Here is an 18,847-nt window from a genome sequence, read left to right on the forward strand (position 1 = left end):
ATCACCTTTGCGGGGCGGCCGCCGCGAGTCTACTGGTTCTGGCGGATGCCACTATAGGAATCCACATGCCGGCGGGTGCACGTGCGCAGGATCAGATTCGCGGGTGTCCGATCCCCGACTGCTGGGCGGCAAAAAAAGAGTGATCAGCCAAGTGCCAATTCTGGGCCGCCACCAACGTGCGTTGGTGGCGCTTCGCCAGCAGGCTGCAATTGACGTCACTGCGGCATAGCCTTCTTCGCAGGCCAGCGAACCGCACGCCGCGCATGCCTGCGGTCCGCGCGATATTACTTGGCCGGAATAAGCAGCGGCTTCTCTTTTTCCTTCAGCAGGAAGACCACAAACCTGGCGGGCTTAGTCTGGCTGGCATTGCGGCCCACGGTGTGGATATCGTTCGGGCCCTCATAGAAGGTCTCGCCGGCCTTGATGGTCTGCTCAGGCTTTCCCCTCACACCCATGATGATGGTGCCGTCGAGCACGTACACGATGGCGTGCGCATCGTGGCGGTGGATGGGGTCAACCGCACCCGGTGGGTAGTCCACGGTGATGAGCGTGATCTCTTTGCCCGGGTAGTCCTGCAGCGCCTGCGATGCCACCTCGGCAACAACCGCGTGCGGCGCATCGGTTGCATGCGTGCCCCCGTGCGCGATGGCGGCGCCGGAAAGCAGGCAGAGGGCCATGGAGAGAGCGATTGCCGCCCACATCGCGCGCGCGTTCATTGCGCCACCGCCGGGGCGACGGACAGGCCCGCCTTGTCCAGTCCCCATGCCTTGTCGAAGGAACCCGGAACGGCAAGGAAAGCCACGTTGATGCGGTTCCATGCGTTGATGCCCGCGATCACGAAGGTGAGATCGGAGATCTCGTTCTCAGCGAGATGACCGCGAACGCGCTCATACAGTTCGGTCGGCACGCCCTGGCTCGGAATGCAGGTCAGCGCCTCGGTCCACGCCAGGCTCGCACGCTCGCGCGGTGTGAACAGGTTGGACTCACGCCAGATGGCGACATGATGAAGCCGCAGTGCGCTTTCACCGTGGATGGTGGCCTGCTTGACGTGCATATCGACGCAGAACGCGCAGCCGTTGAGCTGCGAGGCGCGGATATGCACGAGATGGCGGATGGACGCTTCGATGGAGCTCTTTGCTTCAGCCATGCTGAGTTCCATGAGCTTCTTGGTCAGCTCGGGGGACTGCTGCTGGTAGTCGAGACGTTGGGTCATGATCTTGGGTCCTGGGAAGGGGCGCGGGGGGACTGCAGTGCGGTGCCACGTTATGCCCGCCCACTCGCCCCGGGTAGACACCTGCGGGTAACGCCAGTGTTTACTTCCGCGCAACAGTGGAAGCGTCACAGGGCAGTGCTCCGGGGCGTCTACCTGACATGGACAATCCATTCTGCGCATGCGCGCCACCGCCGGAGGCGAGCAACCCGGCCAATCCACTCGCAGACGACGTGGCCCCGGAGGCGTGGGATGCCTATCTCGGCGCTCTAAGTGAGATGACCCCCGGTATCCGCCTGTTCTTACTTTCGTGGGACCCTCCAACCCGACCGATGGGATGAGCGCCATGAACAGGGATTGCCCCGTATCGAGCCTCCATCAGCAAGACTGGGCGGATCGCCACCCATCCGGAAAGGCAGGTGGCGTCCTATCGACCAGGTTTCCGCTACGGCAGCCCCAAGACAAGTACTGCCGCCGTCGATGCGCAGTTCGGCGCCATTGACGAAGCTGCTCTCACTCGAGGCAAGGAAGATTGCGGCACTGGCCCGTTCTTCCGCCGCGCCCATGCGTCTTGCCGGGATCCGATCATTCATTGCCTGCAGGAAGGCAGGGCGCACCAGTGTGCAGCCGAACGGTCGAGTGTGCCTGGATACCGGCGCAGCACTGCGGGCATCGGCCCTGGCGGATGTGGGCGTGGCGCACCTCACTCGCTGCTCCGTTCAAGACGACCTGGACCACGGCACGTTGGTTCAGGTGCTGCCATCGCAGCGCCTGCCTGGCTTGCCCTTGCAGTCCATCCATGCATTTGGCCGTATGCTGCCGGCGCGCGTTCGGCTGCTCACCGACTTCGTCGCAGCTGAGATGCGCGAGCTCCTGAGAGCCTGACGGGGGAGTTACGCTGCTGGGCTGATGGGGTCAGCATATTCACCTGCCCGGAAACGGGCAGCGTCGCGGGAAGGTGGTAGGCCGAAGAGCCGTGCGTACTCACGGCTGAACTGTGAGGCGCTTTCATACCCGACTTCAAATGCAATCGACGCAGCGTCGCGAGGCTCGAACAGCAGCAACCATCGCGCCCTAAGAAGGCGAAGCCGCTTTTGGTACTGGATGGGTGTCATGGCCGTAACAGACCTGAAATGGCGATAGAAGGCGGCGACACTCATGTCGGCCATCGCGGCCAGCGGCTCCACTCGAAATGGCTTGGAGAAGTTCTCGCGGATCCATTGGATCGCTCTGCGGATCTGAAACAGGCGACCATCTGGCTGGGAGATCTCACGCAGTGCACCGCCAAGAGGTCCCTGCAGGGCTCTGAACAGGATCTCTCTCTCAATCAGAGGCGCCATGACTTCCCTATCGCCAGGGCGGTCAACCAGGCGCATCATGCGCAGCCAAGCGTCGGTCATCTCCGATGACGCTTGCGTCGGGGCGAAACAAGCCGCTCGCCACGTCGCGGGTGCCGCTTCTGCGCCGCCCGATATGCTCGCGATGATGGCGGGTTCCAAGGTGAGACTGGTTGCCATGTAGGCCTGCCCGCCTTCTCCTGGAAAGATCTGTCCCGTGGCCGGAATATCAACGGGGACGATGAAATACGTTCCTGCCTCGTAGCGGCGCAGCTGATCGCCGATCGATAGTGTCTTTGAGCCTTGCAGGACCAGATGGAGCATCGGTTGGTAAACCTGACTGGCGCAGGCTTCAGCGTGAACCATGGCGACCCTTGGGATGCCTGTCTCGGTCCATCTGTCCCCCGCCCGCGTGACGATCGAGCGCAGCTCAGCCATTGAATCGTTCATGAGGTTGATCATGGGCCCCCGCGTAGAGAATAGCCAGGCGAGTGATAAGAATAGGCAAGGATGTGCGAGTAAAGGGCACGCGTGGAGGCTCCAGGCCGTCCAATACTGGTGGCCCGGTGAAAGCGCAGCGCCGAGAAGGAACTGCACCAGCTTCCACCGAGTGATCCTACTCATAGAGAACTCAGCACATGAAACTAGACGGAAAAATTGCTGTCGTCACCGGCGGCTCGAAAGGCATTGGCGCCGGAATAGCGAAGGCCCTTGCCGCAGAAGGCGCGACAGTGGTGGTGAACTACGCCTCCAGTAGAAGTGACGCAGAACGTGTCGTTGACGAGATCGAGCTCCGCGGGGGTAAAGCGCTGGCAGCGCAGGCCGACATGAGCAATTCTGCAGACGTGGTCAACCTGTTCAGCACGGTGAGATCCGAGTACGGTCGCCTGGATATCCTGGTCAACAACGCCGGTGTGGCAGTCTTTGAGATGATCGAAGACCTGACCGAAGATGCGTTTCACAAGCAGTTCAATCTGAACGTACTGGGGTATCTGCTGGCCATTCGCGAGGCGTCAAAGCTGTTTGGTTCCTCAGGCAGCATCATCAATATCAGCTCGATCCTCAGTACCGACCCGTACTTGGCGTCCAGCGTGTACGCGGCTACCAAAGGCGCGGTGGATACCCTGACGTTTGCCCTCGCGCGCGAGATGGGTGGGCGCGGAATCCGGGTCAACTCCATTCTGCCAGGCCATACGAACACCCCGGGAACCAGTGGCAATTTCACCGGCGAGCTTGGTAAGAAGCTCTTGGCAGGCACGCCACTCGGCCGTTTCGGCGAGCCGGAAGACATTGCGCGGCTCGCTGTGTTCCTTGCATCAGATGATGCGAATTGGGTTACCGGCGAATCGATCCGGTCATCCGGTGGCGTGCGTGGCGTTGGCTACTGATCGTTGAGCACGTTCGCAGGCGCACCGGTGCGTGCGCCTGCCCCCTTCTGAAGTTCAGATCCTCAAGCGATTTAACCGCGCCGACTCGCGACCATTCGCGCCGCATCCTGCGAGGGCGGCAGACCGAAAGCACGCGCGTACTCGCGGGTGAACTGGGTGGGGCTCTCATAGCCCACATCAAGCGCGGCTGCGGTAACGCTGGTTCCGCGCGTCGCCAGAATCTGACGGGCCTGCAGCAGGCGCAGCTGCTTCTGGTACTGAAGCGGGCTCAGCGCGGTGGCGGACTTGAAGTGGCGGTGGAACGCAGACTCGCTCATTGCCACCTGTTCGGCCAATGCCGCGATGCGCAGCGGTTTGGCATAGTCGCTGCGGATGCGCTGGATTGCGCTGCTGATTCGCGCCAGCGCCGAATCCGGCGTGGCCAACTGCCGCAGCATGCATCCGTGTGGTCCCTGCAGCACGCGGTACAGGATCTCGCGCTCGTAGGCCGGGGCCAGCGCAGGTATCTCGCCGGGGCGTTCCATCAGGCGCAGCATCCGCACCCACGCATCCATCAGTTCGGGGGTGACGGCGGCGACGTTGAAGGCCTCGGTCTGGGTGGAGGGCTCGCCGCGCCCCGTGGCGGGATCGGTGGTGTCGCACAACAACGCTGCGATGATGCCAAGGTCCAGCGTGAGGCTCACCGCCAGGTACGGCTCGCCGGTGCTGGCCGGGTGCACCGCACCCACCGCCGGCAGGTCCACGGACATGATGAAGTACGTGGCCGGGTCGTACTCGAGGGTCTTCTCACCCACCGTCATGGATTTGCTTCCCTGCAGGATCAGGTTGATCATCGGCTCGTACACAGCCGCCAGGGCATGCTCCGGGATCTCGCCCTGCACCATGGCAACGCGGGGAATGCCCGTATCGGTACGGCGATTCTCGGCATGCGCCGCGAGGCGGCGCAGTTCTTCCAGTGCGTTGTCCATGTACACATTGGACACCCGCCGCAGGGGGCTGGCAAGGCGGAAAGCAGGAATAGGCAGGAATTGGCGAGGATCAGGTCGGCGCGCCGCAGCCGGCGACCCTAGCCTGTGCATCTCCCCTCACTGCACAGGACTACCTGCATGAAGCACGTACTGATCACCGGCGGCAGCCGTGGCATTGGTGCCAGCGCCGCGTTGCACTGCGCGCAGCGCGGCATGGGCGTCGTCCTCACCTACAACGCCCAGCCCCATGCTGCCCAGCAGGTAGTGGAGCGTATCCAGGCAGAAGGCGGCACGGCAGTGGCCCTGCAGCTGGATGTGGGCAACACCGGAAGCTTTGCGGCGTTTGCCGCGACGGTGAAGGACACCTTGCAGGGCACCTGGGACGCCTCCGTGCTGGATGGCCTGGTGAACAACGCCGGCTTCGGGCTGTTCAATCCGATCGAGACGGTGACCGAGGAACAGTTCGACGGTCTGTTCAACGTGCACCTGAAGGGACCGTTCTTCCTCACCCAGGCACTGCTGCCGCTGCTGGGTACCGGCGCAAGCATCGTCAACGTCACCAGTGCCACCACGCGTGTGGCCACCGCCGGGGTGGCGCCCTATGCCGCCTTCAAGGGCGGGTTGGAAGTGCTTACCCGCTACATGGCCAAGGAGTTCGGCGAACGCCGCATCCGGGTGAATGCGGTGGCGCCCGGGGCGATCCGTACCGAGCTGGGCGGCGGCCTCAATGATGAATTCGAAGCCCTGCTGGCGTCGCAGACCGCACTGGGCCGGGTAGGTGAGCCGGACGACGTGGGCCGCGTCATTGCCGGGCTGCTCGGTGACGAGCAGGCCTGGGTCAATGCGCAGACCATTGAAGTTGCAGGCGGCTACAACATCTAGTTCGCAACCGGAGTTCGACATGCTCGACCACATTTTCCTCACTGTCACCGACACCACCCGCTCGGTTGCGTTCTACACGGCGGCGCTGGCCCCGCTGGGCATCGTCAACCGGCTCGACTACGACGGCCGGCAGGGTCCACCCGGCCACCCGGACCTGAAGGGCTTTGGCGCAGGCGGCCGGGTCTTCTTCTGGCTGCGGCAGGGCGTGGCGGCGGCGCAGGCGGCACATGTTGGCTTTGTGGCAGATTCCCGCGCGATGGTCGATGCCGCGCATGCCGCCGCGATGGCCGCCGGCGCCACCGAGATCCATCCGCCGGGGCCGCAGCTGCACTACGACCCGCGCTACTACGCCGCGCAGGTGCGCGATCTGGATGGCTACAGCCTGGAGTTCGTCTACAAGAGCTGGCAGCACGGCCATGAATGACGTCACTGCATCGCACCCCCTGAAGGCCACGGTGGTGGCCTTCATCAACGCGATGAACGCGTTCGATATCGAACGCGCCCTGGCGTTGTTCAGCAAGACGGCAGTGATCGATGACCCATCCACCGGATGCACCTTCAACAAGCTCGCCGGTGTGCGCGACTATCTGGAAAAGTACTTCGTGGGTTACCACACGGTTACCCGTCTGCTTTCGCTGGAAGGCCTTGGCGATGCACGTGCACGGGCCCGGGTCGACTTCACTGGCGACTTCGGTCACGAGATCGGAATTCTTCTAGTGGCCGTGGATTCCGCAGGCCGCATCTCCCGCATTGACGCCTCACTCGAATAGGGTGGCGAGGAACACACCATGAAAACATTGATGATCTACGGTGCATCCGGCTACACCGGGCGCATGGCTGCAGCGCACGCGAAGGAAGCTGGGCTGAAGCTGGTATTGGCAGGGCGTGACGAAGCTCCGCTGCAGGCGCTGGCCACACGCCTTGGCGTGGAGTACCGCGTGTTTGCGCTGGATAACGCTGGCGATGTGGACTACGCGTTGCAGGACATCGCGGTGCTGCTCAACTGTGCAGGGCCGTTCGCGCATACCGCAGGAGCGCTGATGGAGGCTTGCCTGCGTACCGGCGTCCATTACCTGGATATTGCCGCCGAGCTGGACAGCTACCAGCTGGCAGAGCGCCATGACGTGAGCGCGACGAAGGCCGGTGTAATGCTGATGCCGGGTAGTGGCGGCAGCGTGGCGATGCTTGGCAGCCTGGCCGCGCGTGCCGTTGAGCGTGTGCCGTCACCGGTAACCGTCCGTATCGCCCTGCATGTAGCGGGGTCGATGTCACGCGGATCGGCGCTCAGTGCCAGCCAGCACGTAACGGCCACGTGCCTGATGCGAAAGGATGATGTACTCACACCGCGTGCGCCGGACGAGCTGCGCGACATCGATTTCGGCAAAGGCCGGTTGAGCTGTTTCCCGGTGACGCTGCCTGATCTGATCACCATCGCCAGGCAGACCGGCGTTGGCGATATCGAAACCTACGTGCATGTCTCCGGCAGCGCGTTCCCCGAAGACGGGATCGAAGCACTGCCGGATGGACCCACCGCGCAGGAGCGTGCCGACAACCGGTACCAGGCAGCGGTAGCGGTGGTCGGCGCGGACGGTGCCATCACCCGCGCAGTGCTGGACACCGTGAACGGCTACAGCTTCACCCCCCTGGCCGCGATCGTGGCTGCGCGCCGTGTGCTGGCAGGGGAGGCGCGCCCGGGCTTCCAGACGCCTGTAGGGGTATTCGGAAGTGGCTTCGCTGAAACCATCGCCGACACCCGTATCACCTTCATTGACCCAGCCACCCCCACGACCCGCTAAGGAATCCACCCCATGTCATTGCGCCAAAACACCCCCGATACCTTTCACGACACACTGGCCGTGGTCGACACGCTGTACCGCTTCGCCGCAGGTATCGACCTACGTGACCGCGCGTTGCTCTCGTCGGCCTTTACAGAGGACGCCATCTCCGATTTCCGCCCTGCCGGTGCAAAGGCGGGCTTCGAGTACCCTGTGCTGCAGGGCCGGGAAACCATCGTGGAGGCGCTGTCCACGTCGCTCAACGGGCTCGATACCTCCCACTCCTTCAGCAATCCGAGGGTGGTGGTGGACGGCGATACAGCGCAGGTGGATGTGCTGGTCGAAGCGCAGCACGTATCAAGCGTCGATGGCGCACGCCAGTACCTGATGAAAAACCGCTATGACGTTGTCATGGTCCGCCGCGACGCGGGGTGGGAGATCAAGCACGTGATCGTCGACAACATCTGGCGGACGGGTGATCCGAGCGTGCTCGCTGGGATCTGATTGATTGGGTGGTCACTAGTCTGCTCCTGGGCGTCAGCGGGCGTCGACATGTCCATGCAATCCGAGTCAGAATTTACAGCCCGGCTAGGCCCGACAGGCTTTAAGGCGCCCGCACTGAAACTGCACGATTGCCGCAGGACTGGATGAGACTCTGTATGCTCTACGCGATCTTGGAATTCTGACGTTGGCGAGTAACTGACTACACCATAGAACTCGTCAGGCAAATCATTCAAGCCCAAGCGCGTGATCTCGCATGCTGCTCTGGCTACTTGGTAGAAGGACATTGTCGATGAGACGTTTTGAGGTTCATGCAGGTGAGGCATTGATCGGCTGGTCGCGGCTGGAGCATGTCGACAGTTGTATGGCTGTGGCCTTCGGATCGTTCGAAGCTGCCGAGGCATATGCGGCTGTTCAGGAGTCAATCATCGCAACAAGGGACGCTGGTCAAAGCGAGCTTCAACTGAGTCTCCGCTTCAAGGGAGTCTTGATGAACTGCGATGGTCTATACATTGCTGATTTCTCCGATGTTGCTTCGATTGGTGGCATCGAGCTCACAGCGTTTGGAATTGACACGTTTGCCAAGGCGTTCGTCGAGGATGCATAGGACGCCGGATCCTTCTGGGGAGGCCGCTTCTGGCCGAAAGTGGGCACCAAGCCCAGACCGATCGCCGGGAAGGGTGGTATTTCGGCTGCCGACACCAGCCCGCACGCGCGCAGACTGATCGACCGAGCGGATATCCGCTGGGCCGATGGCATCTCTGTCATTGAGAACAGATACCTGCATCGTTTGCAGGAAGGCGTTCCAGGGCTGCTTGGATACAAGCAGATGTAGTGTCTGAATATCGCTGACGACTACCGCTACATGGACCCAAAGCTGGTGGCGCTGATCGATGCGAAGGTATCGTCGCTCCTGCAGGCTCACAGCCAAGCGGAATGACCCTCTTGCAGTGCCGGCCTACTTCATGCACATCGTTGGCTGGTAGGCCAGGTTTCGAGATAAATGTTCGACGGCGCGAGACTGGCTGGATGCACCGGTCCCGGAAAGCACTGCGCGAAGCGAGGCATGATACCGGTGCGTATTGCGCCACCAGGTGGTCCTTAGGGTATAAGTGGGGTAATCGCCACCGGGGACTTACTCCGTTGAGTCGTTCGAGATGATCAATCACGTTCCAGCGCTGGTATTCATGCAACAGCTGAAAGGCACCTACTGCTCGGCAGATGGCCTGGCTACGCTGTCTGTCGAGCGTGTCGGATACGGGCAGAGCATTGAATTGCGCCTGGAAGACAAGGTGCAGTTGGCGGGGGTTGTCGGCGTCTCAGGCAACTCAGTCGAGCTGTTTGCGCAGGTTGGGCTGCCCAATGTTGTTCGTCTGACAGGCCAGCTTCGCTCTCAGACTGAGCTCGTATTCAACGGTTCGGACATGTCATTTGGTCTTAGCCTTGCTTCGGACGGTGATACTTTGACGCTCGTCACGTCATTCAAGGGACGGCCGGGGATGAGTCATGTGCTTCAACGCGTCTGAAGTGACGCTCGAGCGAGGGATGTTCCACGCATGAGGAAGGCATCAATCCACTCTGCCGGCGATGGTCCCCGCGCTACTCTTCCGCCTTCAGATTCCAGGCAGGAAGCCAGACAGTTCCTCAATCCATGAATGAGACCTCGATATCCCCAGGTGGGAGGTATGTTGTTGAAGCTGATCCATGGGAGGCTCGGAACTCCCAATGGGTTTACACGCCCCGCGTTATCGACCTCATCACTGCCCAGCCTGTCCTAGCCCTCTCTGATCCTCGCTGGTCCATGGATAGCGCAGATTGGGTATCGGACTCCGAGGTATTTCTCCGTTTACGGAAGTTCCCTGGTAACCACTTGCCGATACAGCTTGATGTGCTCGTCAACTGCGACGAGGGGAATGCACTTGTCGCTGCCAAACAGCGTTGCAGCCTCGCTGAGTTGGAGGCTGTGCTGGATAGTGCGCTCACAAAGGCACCGAGCCAAGCCTGAATAACCCCGAGCACCAAATGAACATTGAATAGCTGAGGGAGAAGTTGATCCGCGCTGGAGTGCATCCGCGTCTCTACTCCATTGCCTAGGCTGCCTCGGAGAGCGAGTCTTACTCCCTTGTGAGGGATGGCTCCGCTTAGGCCGTTCTTTGCAAGGAGCGAGGCACCTTCACGGAAATCGGCAGCGATCTTTCGGAAACCCAGGGCTGTCTTCTGCTCCTCCAACTCTTGAGTGACGCGATGTGCCTCGGAGGGGTTACCAAGAGCGGTGGGTCGTAGCTGGCCACTCCGGCCTCTAGGTCTGCTGCTGGCCGGAAGCGGACACCGTGCCAGGTCCGACCGCCGGGAAGGATGGTAATGTCGGCTACCGACCCAAAGCGGTGACTCGCAGCCGACGGTTTCAAAGCTTGAAAGCGAACGCTGAATCGGCTAAAAGCTCCAATCTTAAGGCGATTTGGAATCGGATCATGGTGTGGGAAAGGCTCAAAGGAATATTTGGCAGCCAAGGCAAGCCAACCACGCCCGTCCCGACGTCAGCACCGACCCGAACGGAAGACAAGCCCGCACCGCAAGTGCCCGACTTGAACTGGATTGAAGCGACGGACAATCCTTGGGGCGTCCGCGTGCTCGACGTACGGCCCGTAACCCTGACCATGTTGTCCACGAGCCAGGATCCACAATGCGCGGCGAATGCGATGTCGTTCGAGCAGGATGACGGCACTGGCTTCATCGGGCAGACACCCATTACCGAACGCGACGTTGAGACTTCACTGAGCTTTCCCGTCGACCAGGTGTTGTCCGATGGCGTATTGTTCGCGCCGCGGGCTATGGAGCACAAGTGGGCACTTTTCTTTCATCAGGGTGAGATCATCGCTGTGCGCAGCTGGACACGCGCCGTGATGCTGGTCGCGCGTGTAGAAACGCATGATCGTCATATCGAGATCACCCGTATCCGCGGCACTTTGTGTGCTACTGACGAGACGCCCGAGTTCACGGTCAGGGGACTCGACTACCTTCTGCGCAGCCATGTACTCGGCGCTATCTACCCAGCGCCCCTACCGCCCGGCATCGAGGCGGACCTGAAGGCCGCAGCCATGTGGTGTATGTCTGCGTTCGGCAATCTCGCGCAGCTCGCGACGCCGTGCTCCTTTACCCGGCCCGATCCCGAGCGTCCGTTACGGACTCATTCGCTGTTGCACATTGCCGTTGCGCGTGGTCAGCCCGAAGCAGTCGACGCCTGCCTGCGATCAGGAACGCCAATCGATGCGTTGGCAGCCGACGGGCTGGCTCCGCTACATTGGGCGCTCGCCGCTCAAGACGGCGCGATCATCAGCATGCTGCTAGACCGCGGTGCGTCCGTCGACGTGCGCTCCGATCAGGGTGCAACGCCACTGATGAACGCAGTACAGGCCGCCAGCGTGGAAGGTACCACGCTGCTTCTCGATCGAGGCGCCGATGTGAACGCGCGAGACGGGCGCGGCTTCACGGCATTACATCGCGCGGCCGAAATGGGGCTCGCCGACATCGTGCGCTTGCTGTTGGATAGAGGCGCGACCGTTGACGTCGATGCCGAAGGGCATACTCCTCGGTCGCTGGCGGAAGGCCGAGGCCGGAATGACATTCTCGCGATGCTTCAATCGCCTGGATGACCGCTTCTGGCCGGAAGTGGACACCGAAGGCGGCTGGCAGGAAGCGACCACAACCTGGGAAACTCACTCAAGGACAATCGCAGACAGTTCTTTGGGCGCGAGGTAAAGCAACTTGACGATCTGTACCATGAATATAGACAGTTGAATTAATGTGCATGGGAGGCCGTGCGATGAGTCGGAATAATGTTCCTTCTCAAAAAGATTTTGCTCGCGCAAAAGCGGCAATGAGGAAGGACGATCAGGGGCTAGCTGATGTTCGGAGAAAGATCATGAACGAGTTCGGATCGCGAGGGATCCGCCAGGTGTTTACACTGTACTCACGTGCAACCAATAGCTTTGGCGTATTCGTCTTCTTCCAGTCAAACACAGAAGTTGCTAGCGCGCATGAGTCTGGACTTGTTTCCGAGATAGAGGGAGCTGCTCTGCAGGCGCTTGAGGAAGTCGGGCGAGGACCTAAATCAAGCATCGATGTACGCTTTGAATTTGATAGTGACGAGAACGTCCAGATGGGTTTCGCCGGGGACTACTCTCGCCGGCTTCGGTAGAAGGAAGTGGCAACGGCCCGGATGCGCGCCTGCAGCCTGCAGCGATCAGCTGAATCGCCCAGCGAATTTGAATCAGCTGCTGCTATCCAATGGTCCGCTTCTGGCCGATAGCGGACATCAGGATGAACCAAGAGGCTGGTCCGATGCTAACGTTCGCTTTCGAGCCAAAGCGGACAAGTGGACCAGACATGCCTAGCCAACATTCGGTGGAGGAGTCGCGTGCGAGCAACGCCGCGCTCGACAAGGCACTGGCTTCTAATGGTGTTGTCGATCGCGAGTTGTTTTTTCGGTTCTGCGATGCACACAGCTACCAAGCGGCATCAACCGTCGGCTGGGTAGAAGGTCGGCTAAGGGTGCTACGTGGGAGAATCGATCAGGGGCAGTCACTGGCGCTCTTCGTGCCGGAATCTGGCGGACCGATTGTGGTGGATGTGATGGGTCAGTTTGAGCAATGGGCTAGAGCGTACTTCCCCGATGCGGAACTGTCGCCTCCTGGCAAATAGCGGCCACGCAGTTGAATCAGCCGCGGTAGCGATGCTATTTTCCACTCTCGGCTGGACGCGGACGACTAATAACAAGTCCTTGAAGCTAACGCCGATTCTCGGCTCGGCTTGCCTCAAGAGTTTGCACGCTATGTCAGGTTCGCTGTCTGTCAATGAAGCGCTGGATCAACTAGTCCTTCTCAACGGGAAGCCAGTTGCTATCCGTGGAATCCTGCGCTTCGATTTTGAGCACATTGCTATTTGGCACTACCCAAAGGCGGAAAGACGTGATGCTGCACCGTTTGGGAAAGCTAGCTCCAGCATTTGGCTCAGCACCGGCTCGGGTAGCGTGCAGCTCAACGAACGGGGTCTGAAAGAGCTGGACGGTCATCGGGTTTCGATACTGGGTACGCTCCATGCGCCAGATCCACGTTTCGGTGGCTGCGGACATATGTCGGGCACTCCTGCAGAAATAATGGTCAGCTCCATTGACCGCTTGTAAGAGTGCCTGACAACGCGGACATGACCGGGCGGAGAAATGACGTGGAGCCGTACCATCGATTAGTAAGGATTGGATGTCTGCGGTTCAGGTCCGCTCTTGGCCGTCAGCGACCCCCGCCCGCGAACGCAGCCAGCTCCTCCGCCTGACCCGCGGGGAAGGATTCCTTGAGCAGGTCGAGCAGCGCCGACACCCTTGAGCTGAGCAGCCGTCGCGACGGGTACAGCGCCCATATCTCGATGGGCGGCGCCTTTGCATCTCCCCACGACACCAATGCGCCCTCCCTGAGATCGTCGGCAACCAGCGAGAAGGGCAGCATCGCCGCGCCGGTGCCTGCACGAACGGCATCGCGCACCATGGTCAGTGCGCCCAGGCGCAGCACCGGATCCACCGCGATACGTATCTCGCCTCGCGGCGTTACGAGGTCCCAGCTGGTGGCATCGCTGGATGGCCGGAACACCGCAGGCGCCGTCTCGCCCATCGCGGGCAGGGGCAGGTCCGGGTGCGCTACCGCCACCAGGCGGTCCCGGATCAGCACCCGCCCCACCAGCCGCTCATCCGGATCCGGATTGACCCTTATCACCAGGTCATAGCCTTCTTCCACCATGTCCACGGCGCGGTCTTCGGTGGTGACATCGAGCCGCACCTGTGGGTAGCGCTTCACGAATTCGGCGGCGATCCTGCCCAGCGCCATCTGCGAGAACAGCATCGGTGCGCTTACGCGCAGCCGCCCCCGGGGCGTGTCGCCGCCTGAGGCAATGGACGTGGCCGCTTCATCCAGTTCGGTAAGCAGCGTCTCGGTGCGCTCGAACAGCGCCCGACCTTCCTCGGTGAGCTTCAGCGTGTGCGAGCCACGCTCGAACAGCCGCACCCCCAGGCTGGCCTCCAGCTCACCCACGCGGCGCGAGAGTGTTGCCTTCGGGCGGTCTGCTGCGCGCGCGGCGCGGCCAAACTCGCCGTGCCGCGCCACCAGGTTGAAGTCGGCCAAGGCCAGCAGGTCCATGTGTTCCACCAGCGAGACAGGTGGTCCAAGTATATGGGCTATCGGCCCGCAAGCGGATCAATAACCATGAGGCCTCACCACTCACCCGGAGTACCCCATGACCATTCTTGTTACCGGCGCCACTGGCACCATCGGCCGTCAGGTCGTCCAGCACCTCATCCAGCGCGGCGCAAACGTTCGCGCACTGGTCCGCACCCCCGCCACCGCCAACCTGCCCGCCACCGTGGAACTGGTGCAGGGCGACATGCTGGACGTGGATGCCCTCCGCCAAGCGCTCGAGGGCGTCTCCACGCTGTTCCTGCTCAACGCCGTGGTCGCCGACGAATTCACCCAGGCACTCATCACCCTCAACGTCGCCCGCGAGGCGGGGGTGAAGCGCGTGGTGTACCTGTCGGTGATCCACAGCGACCGCTACGTCAACGTGCCGCACTTCGCCGGCAAGTTCGGCGTTGAGCGCATGATCGAGCAGATGGGCTTCAGCGCCACGATCCTGCGCCCGGCCTATTTCATCGATAACGACCTCACTATCCAGGACGTGGTGCAGGGCTACGGTGTGTACCCCATGCCGATCGGCAGCAAGGGGTTGGCGATGATCGACACCCGCGACATCGCCGAGATTGCCGCCATCGAACTGCTCAACCGCGAACAGGCGCCGGACAACCGAGCGCTGACCCGACTCAACCTGGTGGGCCCGGAAGCACTCACCGGAGAACAGGTGGCCGCCATCTGGAGCGAAGTGCTGAACCGCCCGATCGCCTACGGCGGTGATGACGCGGCCGCCTTCGAGCAGAACCTGCGCCAGTTGATGCCGGCGTGGATGGCCTACGACATGCGACAGATGGCCGAGCGATTCATCAGCGACGGTATGCTGCCGGGCGCGGGTGACGTGGAGCGGTTGATGCAGTTGCTGGGTCGGCCGCTGCGTACATACGCCGCGTTTGCGGCGGAGCATGCGTCAGCGGGCTGAGGGCCGAGCCAGGGCAGCGGTTGAGCAGCCAGCTCTTAGAGCTCTCAGCCTTCGCCTTCAGGAACATCCACGTGGCGAGCAGACGCAGCTTGATCGCTTGGCGCGGCGCTGGGCTTGTGAACCTCCACATCTGGCCGGAAGCGGAAGCTGGCGTGTGCATGCAATCCGAGCCAGATATTGGCCAACCCGGCCGGGCGCTACAGGTTGAAGAAATGTCCGGGCTACCTGGCAGTTCGCCTTCGGCGATTGTGCCGCCGAGCTGATGTGCACGCAGTGGTTGACAAGGTAGAACGATCGTTCTACATTGGCGCCATGGATAAGACACCGACCGACACCCGACTGAAGATCCTGGACACGGCGGAGGCGCTGATTTACCAGAACGGAATACATGCCACCGGCATGGATCTGCTGGTGAAGACCTCAGGCGTTGCGCGCAAGAGCATTTACCGACACTTTGAAAACAAGGACCAGGTTGCCGCAGCCGCATTGAGCGCGCGGGACGTTCGCTGGCTCAATTGGTTCAGGCAGGAATGCGACAAGGCCGGCAGCCCGGAAGCGCGCATCCTGGGCATGTTCACGGTGCTCAAAGGCTGGTTCGAGTCCGAGGGCTATCGCGGCTGTGCCTTCATCAACACGGCAGGCGAGGTCGGCGATTCCCACGACCCGATCCGCAGGATCGCCAAGCACCACAAACAGAAACTGCTCGATTACACGCTGGAGCTCACCGGGCAACTGAACATCGCGCAGCCGGCCGTTCTGGCGCAGCAGTTGCTGGTTCTGATGGAAGGCGCCATCACCGTATCGCGCGTGATGGGTGACTACGACGCCGCAGACACCGCAAGGGATGTTGCGCAGTTGTTGTTGAAGCAAGCCACGCGCTAACGCCGCAGTAACCGAAATCCCGCCGCAGTACCCCGTTCATCCATTTCCATTGGAGGCCCCACCGTGTCCGCAGAAGCACCCCGTCCCCCCCTTCCCCCGTTCACCCTCGAATCGGCGGTCCAGAAGGTTCGCTTGGCAGAAGATGGCTGGAATTCCCGCGATGCCGACAAAGTGGCGCTTGCCTATTCGCTCGACACCCAGTGGCGCAACCGCGCCGAGTTCACAAACGGCCGCGAGGAAGCCCGGCAGTTTCTTGCCCGAAAGTGGAAGAAAGAGCTTGAGTACCGGCTGATCAAAGAGTTGTGGGCGTTCACCGGCAACCGCATCGCCGTGCGCTACGCCTATGAATGGCGCGACGACTCTGGAAACTGGTTCCGCTCCTATGGAAACGAGAACTGGGAATTCGGCGCGGATGGTCTGATGGAGCGCCGCTTCTCGTGCATCAACGACATGCCCATCAAGGACAGCGAACGCAAGTTCCACTGGCCACTGGGGCGCCGCCCGGATGATCACCCGGGGCTGTCCGACCTGGGTATGTAAGCTGCGGAGCCGACGTGGGGAAGGCCCGCGGGCGTGAATGCGCCTGCGGGCCTTCCATGTCAGCGCCGGGGTGCTCCTTCGCTTCAGGGGTCGGGCTACGACTGCACTTCAGCGCGGAACGCGATCTCGATCAACTGTTCGGGGAAGGCGAGCGCTGAAACCCCGATGAGGTTGCTGGCCACCTGGGGAACAGGCTGGCCATACACGGCAGGCCTGACCTTGCCGCTGGCGGCGAACGCGGCCGGCACATCGATTACGAAAAGAGTTTCCTCCACCACATCCGACAGCGATCCGCCCAGCTCGGCCAACAACACTTTGGCGTTCTCATAGGTGCGCTTCATTTGCGCCTCCATGGTGTCGAAGTTGGCAGGCTTTCCGTCAGCACCCAGAGCTGCTGGGGCTACCAGCTGCCCCTCCGGCGTGTGTGAGAGCTGGCCCGACACGAAGATCGAATTGTTCACGCGCACGGCCTGCACGTAACCATAAGCCGATTCCCACGGCACGCCGAAGCTGGCCGTCTTGCGGTTGGAGGTGCTCATTTCGTTCTCTTCCCAGGGTGAAGACGCCAGTCTGCCGGTAGGCACGGCCGCGCGCCTGCCCCGAAAGGGTAATGCAAGCGCAGCTGCATAGGCCGCGGGCGTCCGCTTCTGGCCGAAAGCGGATACGGGCGGGAGGGGCAAGCGATGTTCGTCGCAGGCCCAAATGCCGCGCCCCGGTACCCAAGCGCTGTCCATCAATGCCGCAGCGTCTGGTCATTTCGACTCAGTGCACATCGCCAACAGCGTGCGCGCATCAAGCCCCAAACGCACCATCAATCGTATGCATCGCGCCGGTCACGAAGCTTGCCTCCGGCCCGGCCAGCCAGGCCACCATGCCCGCCACTTCTTCCGGGCGACCGTGACGCTTGATCGCCATGAAGCTGTGCATCAGATCCTTCATGGGGCCATCCTCGGGATTGGCATCCGTATCGATGGGGCCGGGCTGAACGATGTTGATTGTGATGCCGCGCGGCCCGAAGTCCCGTGCCAGGCCGCGTGCCAGCCCCTGCAACGCGGACTTGCTAACCGCGTAGGACGCCATGCCCGGCACCGGCATCCTGTCGCCGTTCACCGAGCCGATCACGATGATGCGACCGCCGTCGCCCATCGTGCGCGCCGCCTCGACTGAGGCGTGGTACGGCGCATGCACGTTGATGCGCAGCAGACGATCCACGGCGTCGGGGTCCTGCTCCAACGCATCGCCGAAGATCGCGATGCCCGAGTTCACCACCAGCACGTCCAGCGGACCGGTGTCGCGAACCCGCGCGATCACCGCGTCACGGTCCGCGCTGTCGGTCTTCTCTGCCGCCGCGCCGGTCTCGGCGGCCAGCGCATGAGCCGCATCGAGGGACCCGCTGTAGGTGAAGGTCACTGAAGCTCCGTCCGCCACGAAGCGGCGCACGATCGCCGCGCCGATGCCGCGGCTGCCGCCCAGTACCAGCACCTTCTTGTTCTCAAAAGCCATTGTTGGACACGCCTGAGTCAATAATGTAGCTTTCACTATAGAAATAGCATTCGACAGCTGTCAAGGAATTTAATAGTGGTCGATACAAAACAATCTCGACCCCGCGGTCGGCCCCGGGCGTTCGACCCCGACGCTGCCGTGGCGACCGCACAGCAGCTGTTCCATGCGCGCAGCTATGACGATGTCAGCGTGGCGGACATCACCGGTACCTTGGGGATCAATCCGCCCAGCTTCTATGCCGCCTTCGGCAGCAAGGCGCAGCTCTTTGGCAAGGTGCTGGACCGGTATGCATGTGACGGGGCGATCCCGCTGCAGCAACTGCTGGATCCGGCCCGGCCCGTCATCGAGTGCCTGGCTGCCGTGCTTGAGGAAGCCGCCTGCCGCTACGCCGGCAAGGCGGGCGCGTCCGGGTGCATGGTTATTGAAGGGGTGCAGTCCATCGACGAGGACGCCAAGCGGGCGGCCATGGTGTTCCTGGTCGGCGCTGAAGCGGCGATCCGTGACTTCGTCGCGGCGCGCCACCCGGAAGCCGCTGACCGGGTAATGGACTACATGACCACGGTGATGATGGGACTGTCCACGAATGCGCGCCGAGGGCAAGACCATGCCCGGCTGCTGGAGTCCGCGCGACTGGCGGTTGGGGGGTTGGAGCGGGCAATGGCCGGCCCCGGGTAGTCGCCGCTGGTACTTACCCAGGCATGTCATAGGGCCG

The 18,847-nt window shown here is 62.0% G+C and carries 24 protein-coding genes; 16 read left to right on the forward strand and 8 right to left on the reverse strand.

The window, feature by feature from the left end; all coding sequences use genetic code 11:
• Positions 1 to 284: 284 nt before the first annotated feature.
• From SOM39_RS11295 to SOM39_RS19290, 3 genes are all read right to left on the reverse strand, one after another.
• Positions 285 to 716, reverse strand: coding sequence for a cupin domain-containing protein (locus SOM39_RS11295; RefSeq protein WP_320458382.1), 432 nt, complete (start codon positions 714 to 716; stop codon positions 285 to 287).
• On the reverse strand, positions 713 to 1,213 hold the full coding sequence (locus SOM39_RS11300) for a carboxymuconolactone decarboxylase family protein (protein ID WP_249833513.1): 501 nt from the start codon (positions 1,211 to 1,213) through the stop codon (positions 713 to 715). The genes SOM39_RS11295 and SOM39_RS11300 overlap by 4 nt, the downstream gene beginning before the upstream one ends.
• Positions 1,214 to 1,512: 299 nt before the next feature.
• On the reverse strand, positions 1,513 to 1,803 hold the full coding sequence (locus SOM39_RS19290; RefSeq protein ID WP_414715871.1) for an SDR family oxidoreductase: 291 nt from the start codon (positions 1,801 to 1,803) through the stop codon (positions 1,513 to 1,515).
• Between SOM39_RS19290 and SOM39_RS11305 the strand changes: the two genes are divergently transcribed.
• On the forward strand, positions 1,709 to 2,095 hold the full coding sequence (locus SOM39_RS11305; protein ID WP_249833515.1) for a LysR substrate-binding domain-containing protein: 387 nt from the start codon (positions 1,709 to 1,711) through the stop codon (positions 2,093 to 2,095). The genes SOM39_RS19290 and SOM39_RS11305 overlap by 95 nt on opposite strands.
• Before the next feature lie 8 nt (positions 2,096 to 2,103).
• Here SOM39_RS11305 and SOM39_RS11310 read toward each other — a convergent pair whose 3' ends face one another.
• Positions 2,104 to 2,997 carry an AraC family transcriptional regulator N-terminal domain-containing protein gene (locus tag SOM39_RS11310; RefSeq protein ID WP_068854500.1) on the reverse strand — a complete coding sequence of 298 codons (894 nt, stop codon included), beginning with the start codon at positions 2,995 to 2,997 and terminating at the stop codon, positions 2,104 to 2,106.
• Between the two features lie 188 nt (positions 2,998 to 3,185).
• Here SOM39_RS11310 and SOM39_RS11315 point away from each other — a divergent pair, with 188 nt between their 5' ends.
• On the forward strand, positions 3,186 to 3,935 hold the full coding sequence (locus SOM39_RS11315; RefSeq protein ID WP_320458383.1) for a glucose 1-dehydrogenase: 750 nt from the start codon (positions 3,186 to 3,188) through the stop codon (positions 3,933 to 3,935).
• Between the two features lie 71 nt (positions 3,936 to 4,006).
• On the opposite strand, the gene SOM39_RS11320 is transcribed toward SOM39_RS11315, so the two are convergent.
• Positions 4,007 to 4,903 (reverse strand): AraC family transcriptional regulator, encoded by an 897-nt coding sequence (locus SOM39_RS11320; protein WP_320458384.1) that lies wholly within the window; start codon positions 4,901 to 4,903, stop codon positions 4,007 to 4,009.
• Between the two features lie 138 nt (positions 4,904 to 5,041).
• Between SOM39_RS11320 and SOM39_RS11325 the strand changes: the two genes are divergently transcribed.
• The 10 genes from SOM39_RS11325 (at position 5,042) to SOM39_RS11370 (ending at position 13,243) form a co-directional block, all read left to right on the forward strand.
• A complete protein-coding gene (locus SOM39_RS11325) occupies positions 5,042 to 5,785 on the forward strand; it encodes an SDR family oxidoreductase (RefSeq protein WP_320458385.1) in 744 nt (247 codons plus the stop codon).
• A 19-nt stretch (positions 5,786 to 5,804) separates the two neighbouring features.
• Positions 5,805 to 6,209: a VOC family protein gene (locus SOM39_RS11330; RefSeq protein WP_320458386.1), complete on the forward strand. Its 405-nt coding sequence runs from the start codon at positions 5,805 to 5,807 to the stop codon at positions 6,207 to 6,209.
• The gene (locus SOM39_RS11335; RefSeq protein ID WP_320458387.1) at positions 6,202 to 6,555 is read left to right on the forward strand and encodes a nuclear transport factor 2 family protein; all 354 of its coding nucleotides are present in this window, start codon (positions 6,202 to 6,204) and stop codon (positions 6,553 to 6,555) included. The genes SOM39_RS11330 and SOM39_RS11335 overlap by 8 nt, the downstream gene beginning before the upstream one ends.
• An 18-nt stretch (positions 6,556 to 6,573) precedes the next feature.
• Positions 6,574 to 7,581: a saccharopine dehydrogenase family protein gene (locus tag SOM39_RS11340; RefSeq protein WP_320458388.1), complete on the forward strand. Its 1,008-nt coding sequence runs from the start codon at positions 6,574 to 6,576 to the stop codon at positions 7,579 to 7,581.
• 12 nt (positions 7,582 to 7,593) lie between these two features.
• Complete coding sequence (locus SOM39_RS11345; RefSeq protein WP_320458389.1) at positions 7,594 to 8,064, forward strand: nuclear transport factor 2 family protein; 471 nt, start codon at positions 7,594 to 7,596, stop codon at positions 8,062 to 8,064.
• Positions 8,065 to 8,353: 289 nt separating this feature from the next.
• Positions 8,354 to 8,668, forward strand: coding sequence for a hypothetical protein (locus tag SOM39_RS11350; protein ID WP_320458390.1), 315 nt, complete (start codon positions 8,354 to 8,356; stop codon positions 8,666 to 8,668).
• Between the two features lie 550 nt (positions 8,669 to 9,218).
• Positions 9,219 to 9,587: a hypothetical protein gene (locus tag SOM39_RS11355; RefSeq protein WP_320458391.1), complete on the forward strand. Its 369-nt coding sequence runs from the start codon at positions 9,219 to 9,221 to the stop codon at positions 9,585 to 9,587.
• A gap of 885 nt (positions 9,588 to 10,472) precedes the next feature.
• Positions 10,473 to 11,714, forward strand: coding sequence for an ankyrin repeat domain-containing protein (locus tag SOM39_RS11360; RefSeq protein WP_320458392.1), 1,242 nt, complete (start codon positions 10,473 to 10,475; stop codon positions 11,712 to 11,714).
• Positions 11,715 to 12,447: 733 nt separating this feature from the next.
• Positions 12,448 to 12,762 carry a hypothetical protein gene (locus tag SOM39_RS11365; protein ID WP_320458393.1) on the forward strand — a complete coding sequence of 105 codons (315 nt, stop codon included), beginning with the start codon at positions 12,448 to 12,450 and terminating at the stop codon, positions 12,760 to 12,762.
• A gap of 130 nt (positions 12,763 to 12,892) precedes the next feature.
• A complete protein-coding gene (locus SOM39_RS11370) occupies positions 12,893 to 13,243 on the forward strand; it encodes a hypothetical protein (RefSeq protein WP_320458394.1) in 351 nt (116 codons plus the stop codon).
• Positions 13,244 to 13,346: 103 nt separating this feature from the next.
• On the opposite strand, the gene SOM39_RS11375 is transcribed toward SOM39_RS11370, so the two are convergent.
• Entirely contained in the window at positions 13,347 to 14,243 is an 897-nt protein-coding gene (locus tag SOM39_RS11375) for a LysR family transcriptional regulator (RefSeq protein ID WP_320458395.1), read from the reverse strand.
• 97 nt (positions 14,244 to 14,340) lie between these two features.
• Here SOM39_RS11375 and SOM39_RS11380 point away from each other — a divergent pair, with 97 nt between their 5' ends.
• The 3 genes from SOM39_RS11380 (at position 14,341) to SOM39_RS11390 (ending at position 16,632) form a co-directional block, all read left to right on the forward strand.
• Entirely contained in the window at positions 14,341 to 15,210 is an 870-nt protein-coding gene (locus tag SOM39_RS11380; protein ID WP_320458396.1) for an NmrA/HSCARG family protein, read from the forward strand.
• Positions 15,211 to 15,522: 312 nt separating this feature from the next.
• Positions 15,523 to 16,092, forward strand: coding sequence for a TetR/AcrR family transcriptional regulator (locus SOM39_RS11385; protein ID WP_320458397.1), 570 nt, complete (start codon positions 15,523 to 15,525; stop codon positions 16,090 to 16,092).
• A gap of 63 nt (positions 16,093 to 16,155) precedes the next feature.
• The gene (locus SOM39_RS11390) at positions 16,156 to 16,632 is read left to right on the forward strand and encodes a nuclear transport factor 2 family protein (protein WP_320458398.1); all 477 of its coding nucleotides are present in this window, start codon (positions 16,156 to 16,158) and stop codon (positions 16,630 to 16,632) included.
• A 95-nt stretch (positions 16,633 to 16,727) separates the two neighbouring features.
• Here SOM39_RS11390 and SOM39_RS11395 read toward each other — a convergent pair whose 3' ends face one another.
• Positions 16,728 to 17,171: a RidA family protein gene (locus SOM39_RS11395; RefSeq protein WP_320458399.1), complete on the reverse strand. Its 444-nt coding sequence runs from the start codon at positions 17,169 to 17,171 to the stop codon at positions 16,728 to 16,730.
• A 253-nt stretch (positions 17,172 to 17,424) separates the two neighbouring features.
• Positions 17,425 to 18,135: an SDR family oxidoreductase gene (gene bdcA, locus SOM39_RS11400; RefSeq protein WP_320458400.1), complete on the reverse strand. Its 711-nt coding sequence runs from the start codon at positions 18,133 to 18,135 to the stop codon at positions 17,425 to 17,427.
• A gap of 75 nt (positions 18,136 to 18,210) precedes the next feature.
• Between bdcA and SOM39_RS11405 the strand changes: the two genes are divergently transcribed.
• Positions 18,211 to 18,810: a TetR/AcrR family transcriptional regulator gene (locus SOM39_RS11405; RefSeq protein ID WP_320458401.1), complete on the forward strand. Its 600-nt coding sequence runs from the start codon at positions 18,211 to 18,213 to the stop codon at positions 18,808 to 18,810.
• The last annotated feature ends 37 nt before the right edge of the window (positions 18,811 to 18,847 follow it).

The sequence above is a fragment of the Stenotrophomonas sp. CFBP8994 genome (assembly GCF_034044835.1).
Lineage (GTDB): Bacteria > Pseudomonadota > Gammaproteobacteria > Xanthomonadales > Xanthomonadaceae > Stenotrophomonas > Stenotrophomonas rhizophila_A.

Bases quoted from the DNA above. Each gene is read 5' to 3' on its own strand.
- SOM39_RS11295 (WP_320458382.1), bottom strand. From the start codon at position 716: ATGAACGCGCGCGCGATGTGGGCGGCAATCGCTCTCTCCATGGCCCTC.
- SOM39_RS11300 (WP_249833513.1), bottom strand. From the start codon at position 1,213: ATGACCCAACGTCTCGACTACCAGCAGCAGTCCCCCGAGCTGACCAAG.
- SOM39_RS19290 (WP_414715871.1), bottom strand. From the start codon at position 1,803: ATGAATGATCGGATCCCGGCAAGACGCATGGGCGCGGCGGAAGAACGG.
- SOM39_RS11310 (WP_068854500.1), bottom strand. From the start codon at position 2,997: ATGAACGATTCAATGGCTGAGCTGCGCTCGATCGTCACGCGGGCGGGG.
- SOM39_RS11315 (WP_320458383.1), top strand. From the start codon at position 3,186: ATGAAACTAGACGGAAAAATTGCTGTCGTCACCGGCGGCTCGAAAGGC.
- SOM39_RS11320 (WP_320458384.1), bottom strand. From the start codon at position 4,903: ATGGACAACGCACTGGAAGAACTGCGCCGCCTCGCGGCGCATGCCGAG.
- SOM39_RS11325 (WP_320458385.1), top strand. From the start codon at position 5,042: ATGAAGCACGTACTGATCACCGGCGGCAGCCGTGGCATTGGTGCCAGC.
- SOM39_RS11330 (WP_320458386.1), top strand. From the start codon at position 5,805: ATGCTCGACCACATTTTCCTCACTGTCACCGACACCACCCGCTCGGTT.
- SOM39_RS11335 (WP_320458387.1), top strand. From the start codon at position 6,202: ATGAATGACGTCACTGCATCGCACCCCCTGAAGGCCACGGTGGTGGCC.
- SOM39_RS11340 (WP_320458388.1), top strand. From the start codon at position 6,574: ATGAAAACATTGATGATCTACGGTGCATCCGGCTACACCGGGCGCATG.
- SOM39_RS11345 (WP_320458389.1), top strand. From the start codon at position 7,594: ATGTCATTGCGCCAAAACACCCCCGATACCTTTCACGACACACTGGCC.
- SOM39_RS11350 (WP_320458390.1), top strand. From the start codon at position 8,354: ATGAGACGTTTTGAGGTTCATGCAGGTGAGGCATTGATCGGCTGGTCG.
- SOM39_RS11355 (WP_320458391.1), top strand. From the start codon at position 9,219: ATGATCAATCACGTTCCAGCGCTGGTATTCATGCAACAGCTGAAAGGC.
- SOM39_RS11365 (WP_320458393.1), top strand. From the start codon at position 12,448: ATGCCTAGCCAACATTCGGTGGAGGAGTCGCGTGCGAGCAACGCCGCG.
- SOM39_RS11370 (WP_320458394.1), top strand. From the start codon at position 12,893: ATGTCAGGTTCGCTGTCTGTCAATGAAGCGCTGGATCAACTAGTCCTT.
- SOM39_RS11375 (WP_320458395.1), bottom strand. From the start codon at position 14,243: ATGGACCTGCTGGCCTTGGCCGACTTCAACCTGGTGGCGCGGCACGGC.
- SOM39_RS11380 (WP_320458396.1), top strand. From the start codon at position 14,341: ATGACCATTCTTGTTACCGGCGCCACTGGCACCATCGGCCGTCAGGTC.
- SOM39_RS11385 (WP_320458397.1), top strand. From the start codon at position 15,523: ATGGATAAGACACCGACCGACACCCGACTGAAGATCCTGGACACGGCG.
- SOM39_RS11395 (WP_320458399.1), bottom strand. From the start codon at position 17,171: ATGAGCACCTCCAACCGCAAGACGGCCAGCTTCGGCGTGCCGTGGGAA.
- bdcA (WP_320458400.1), bottom strand. From the start codon at position 18,135: ATGGCTTTTGAGAACAAGAAGGTGCTGGTACTGGGCGGCAGCCGCGGC.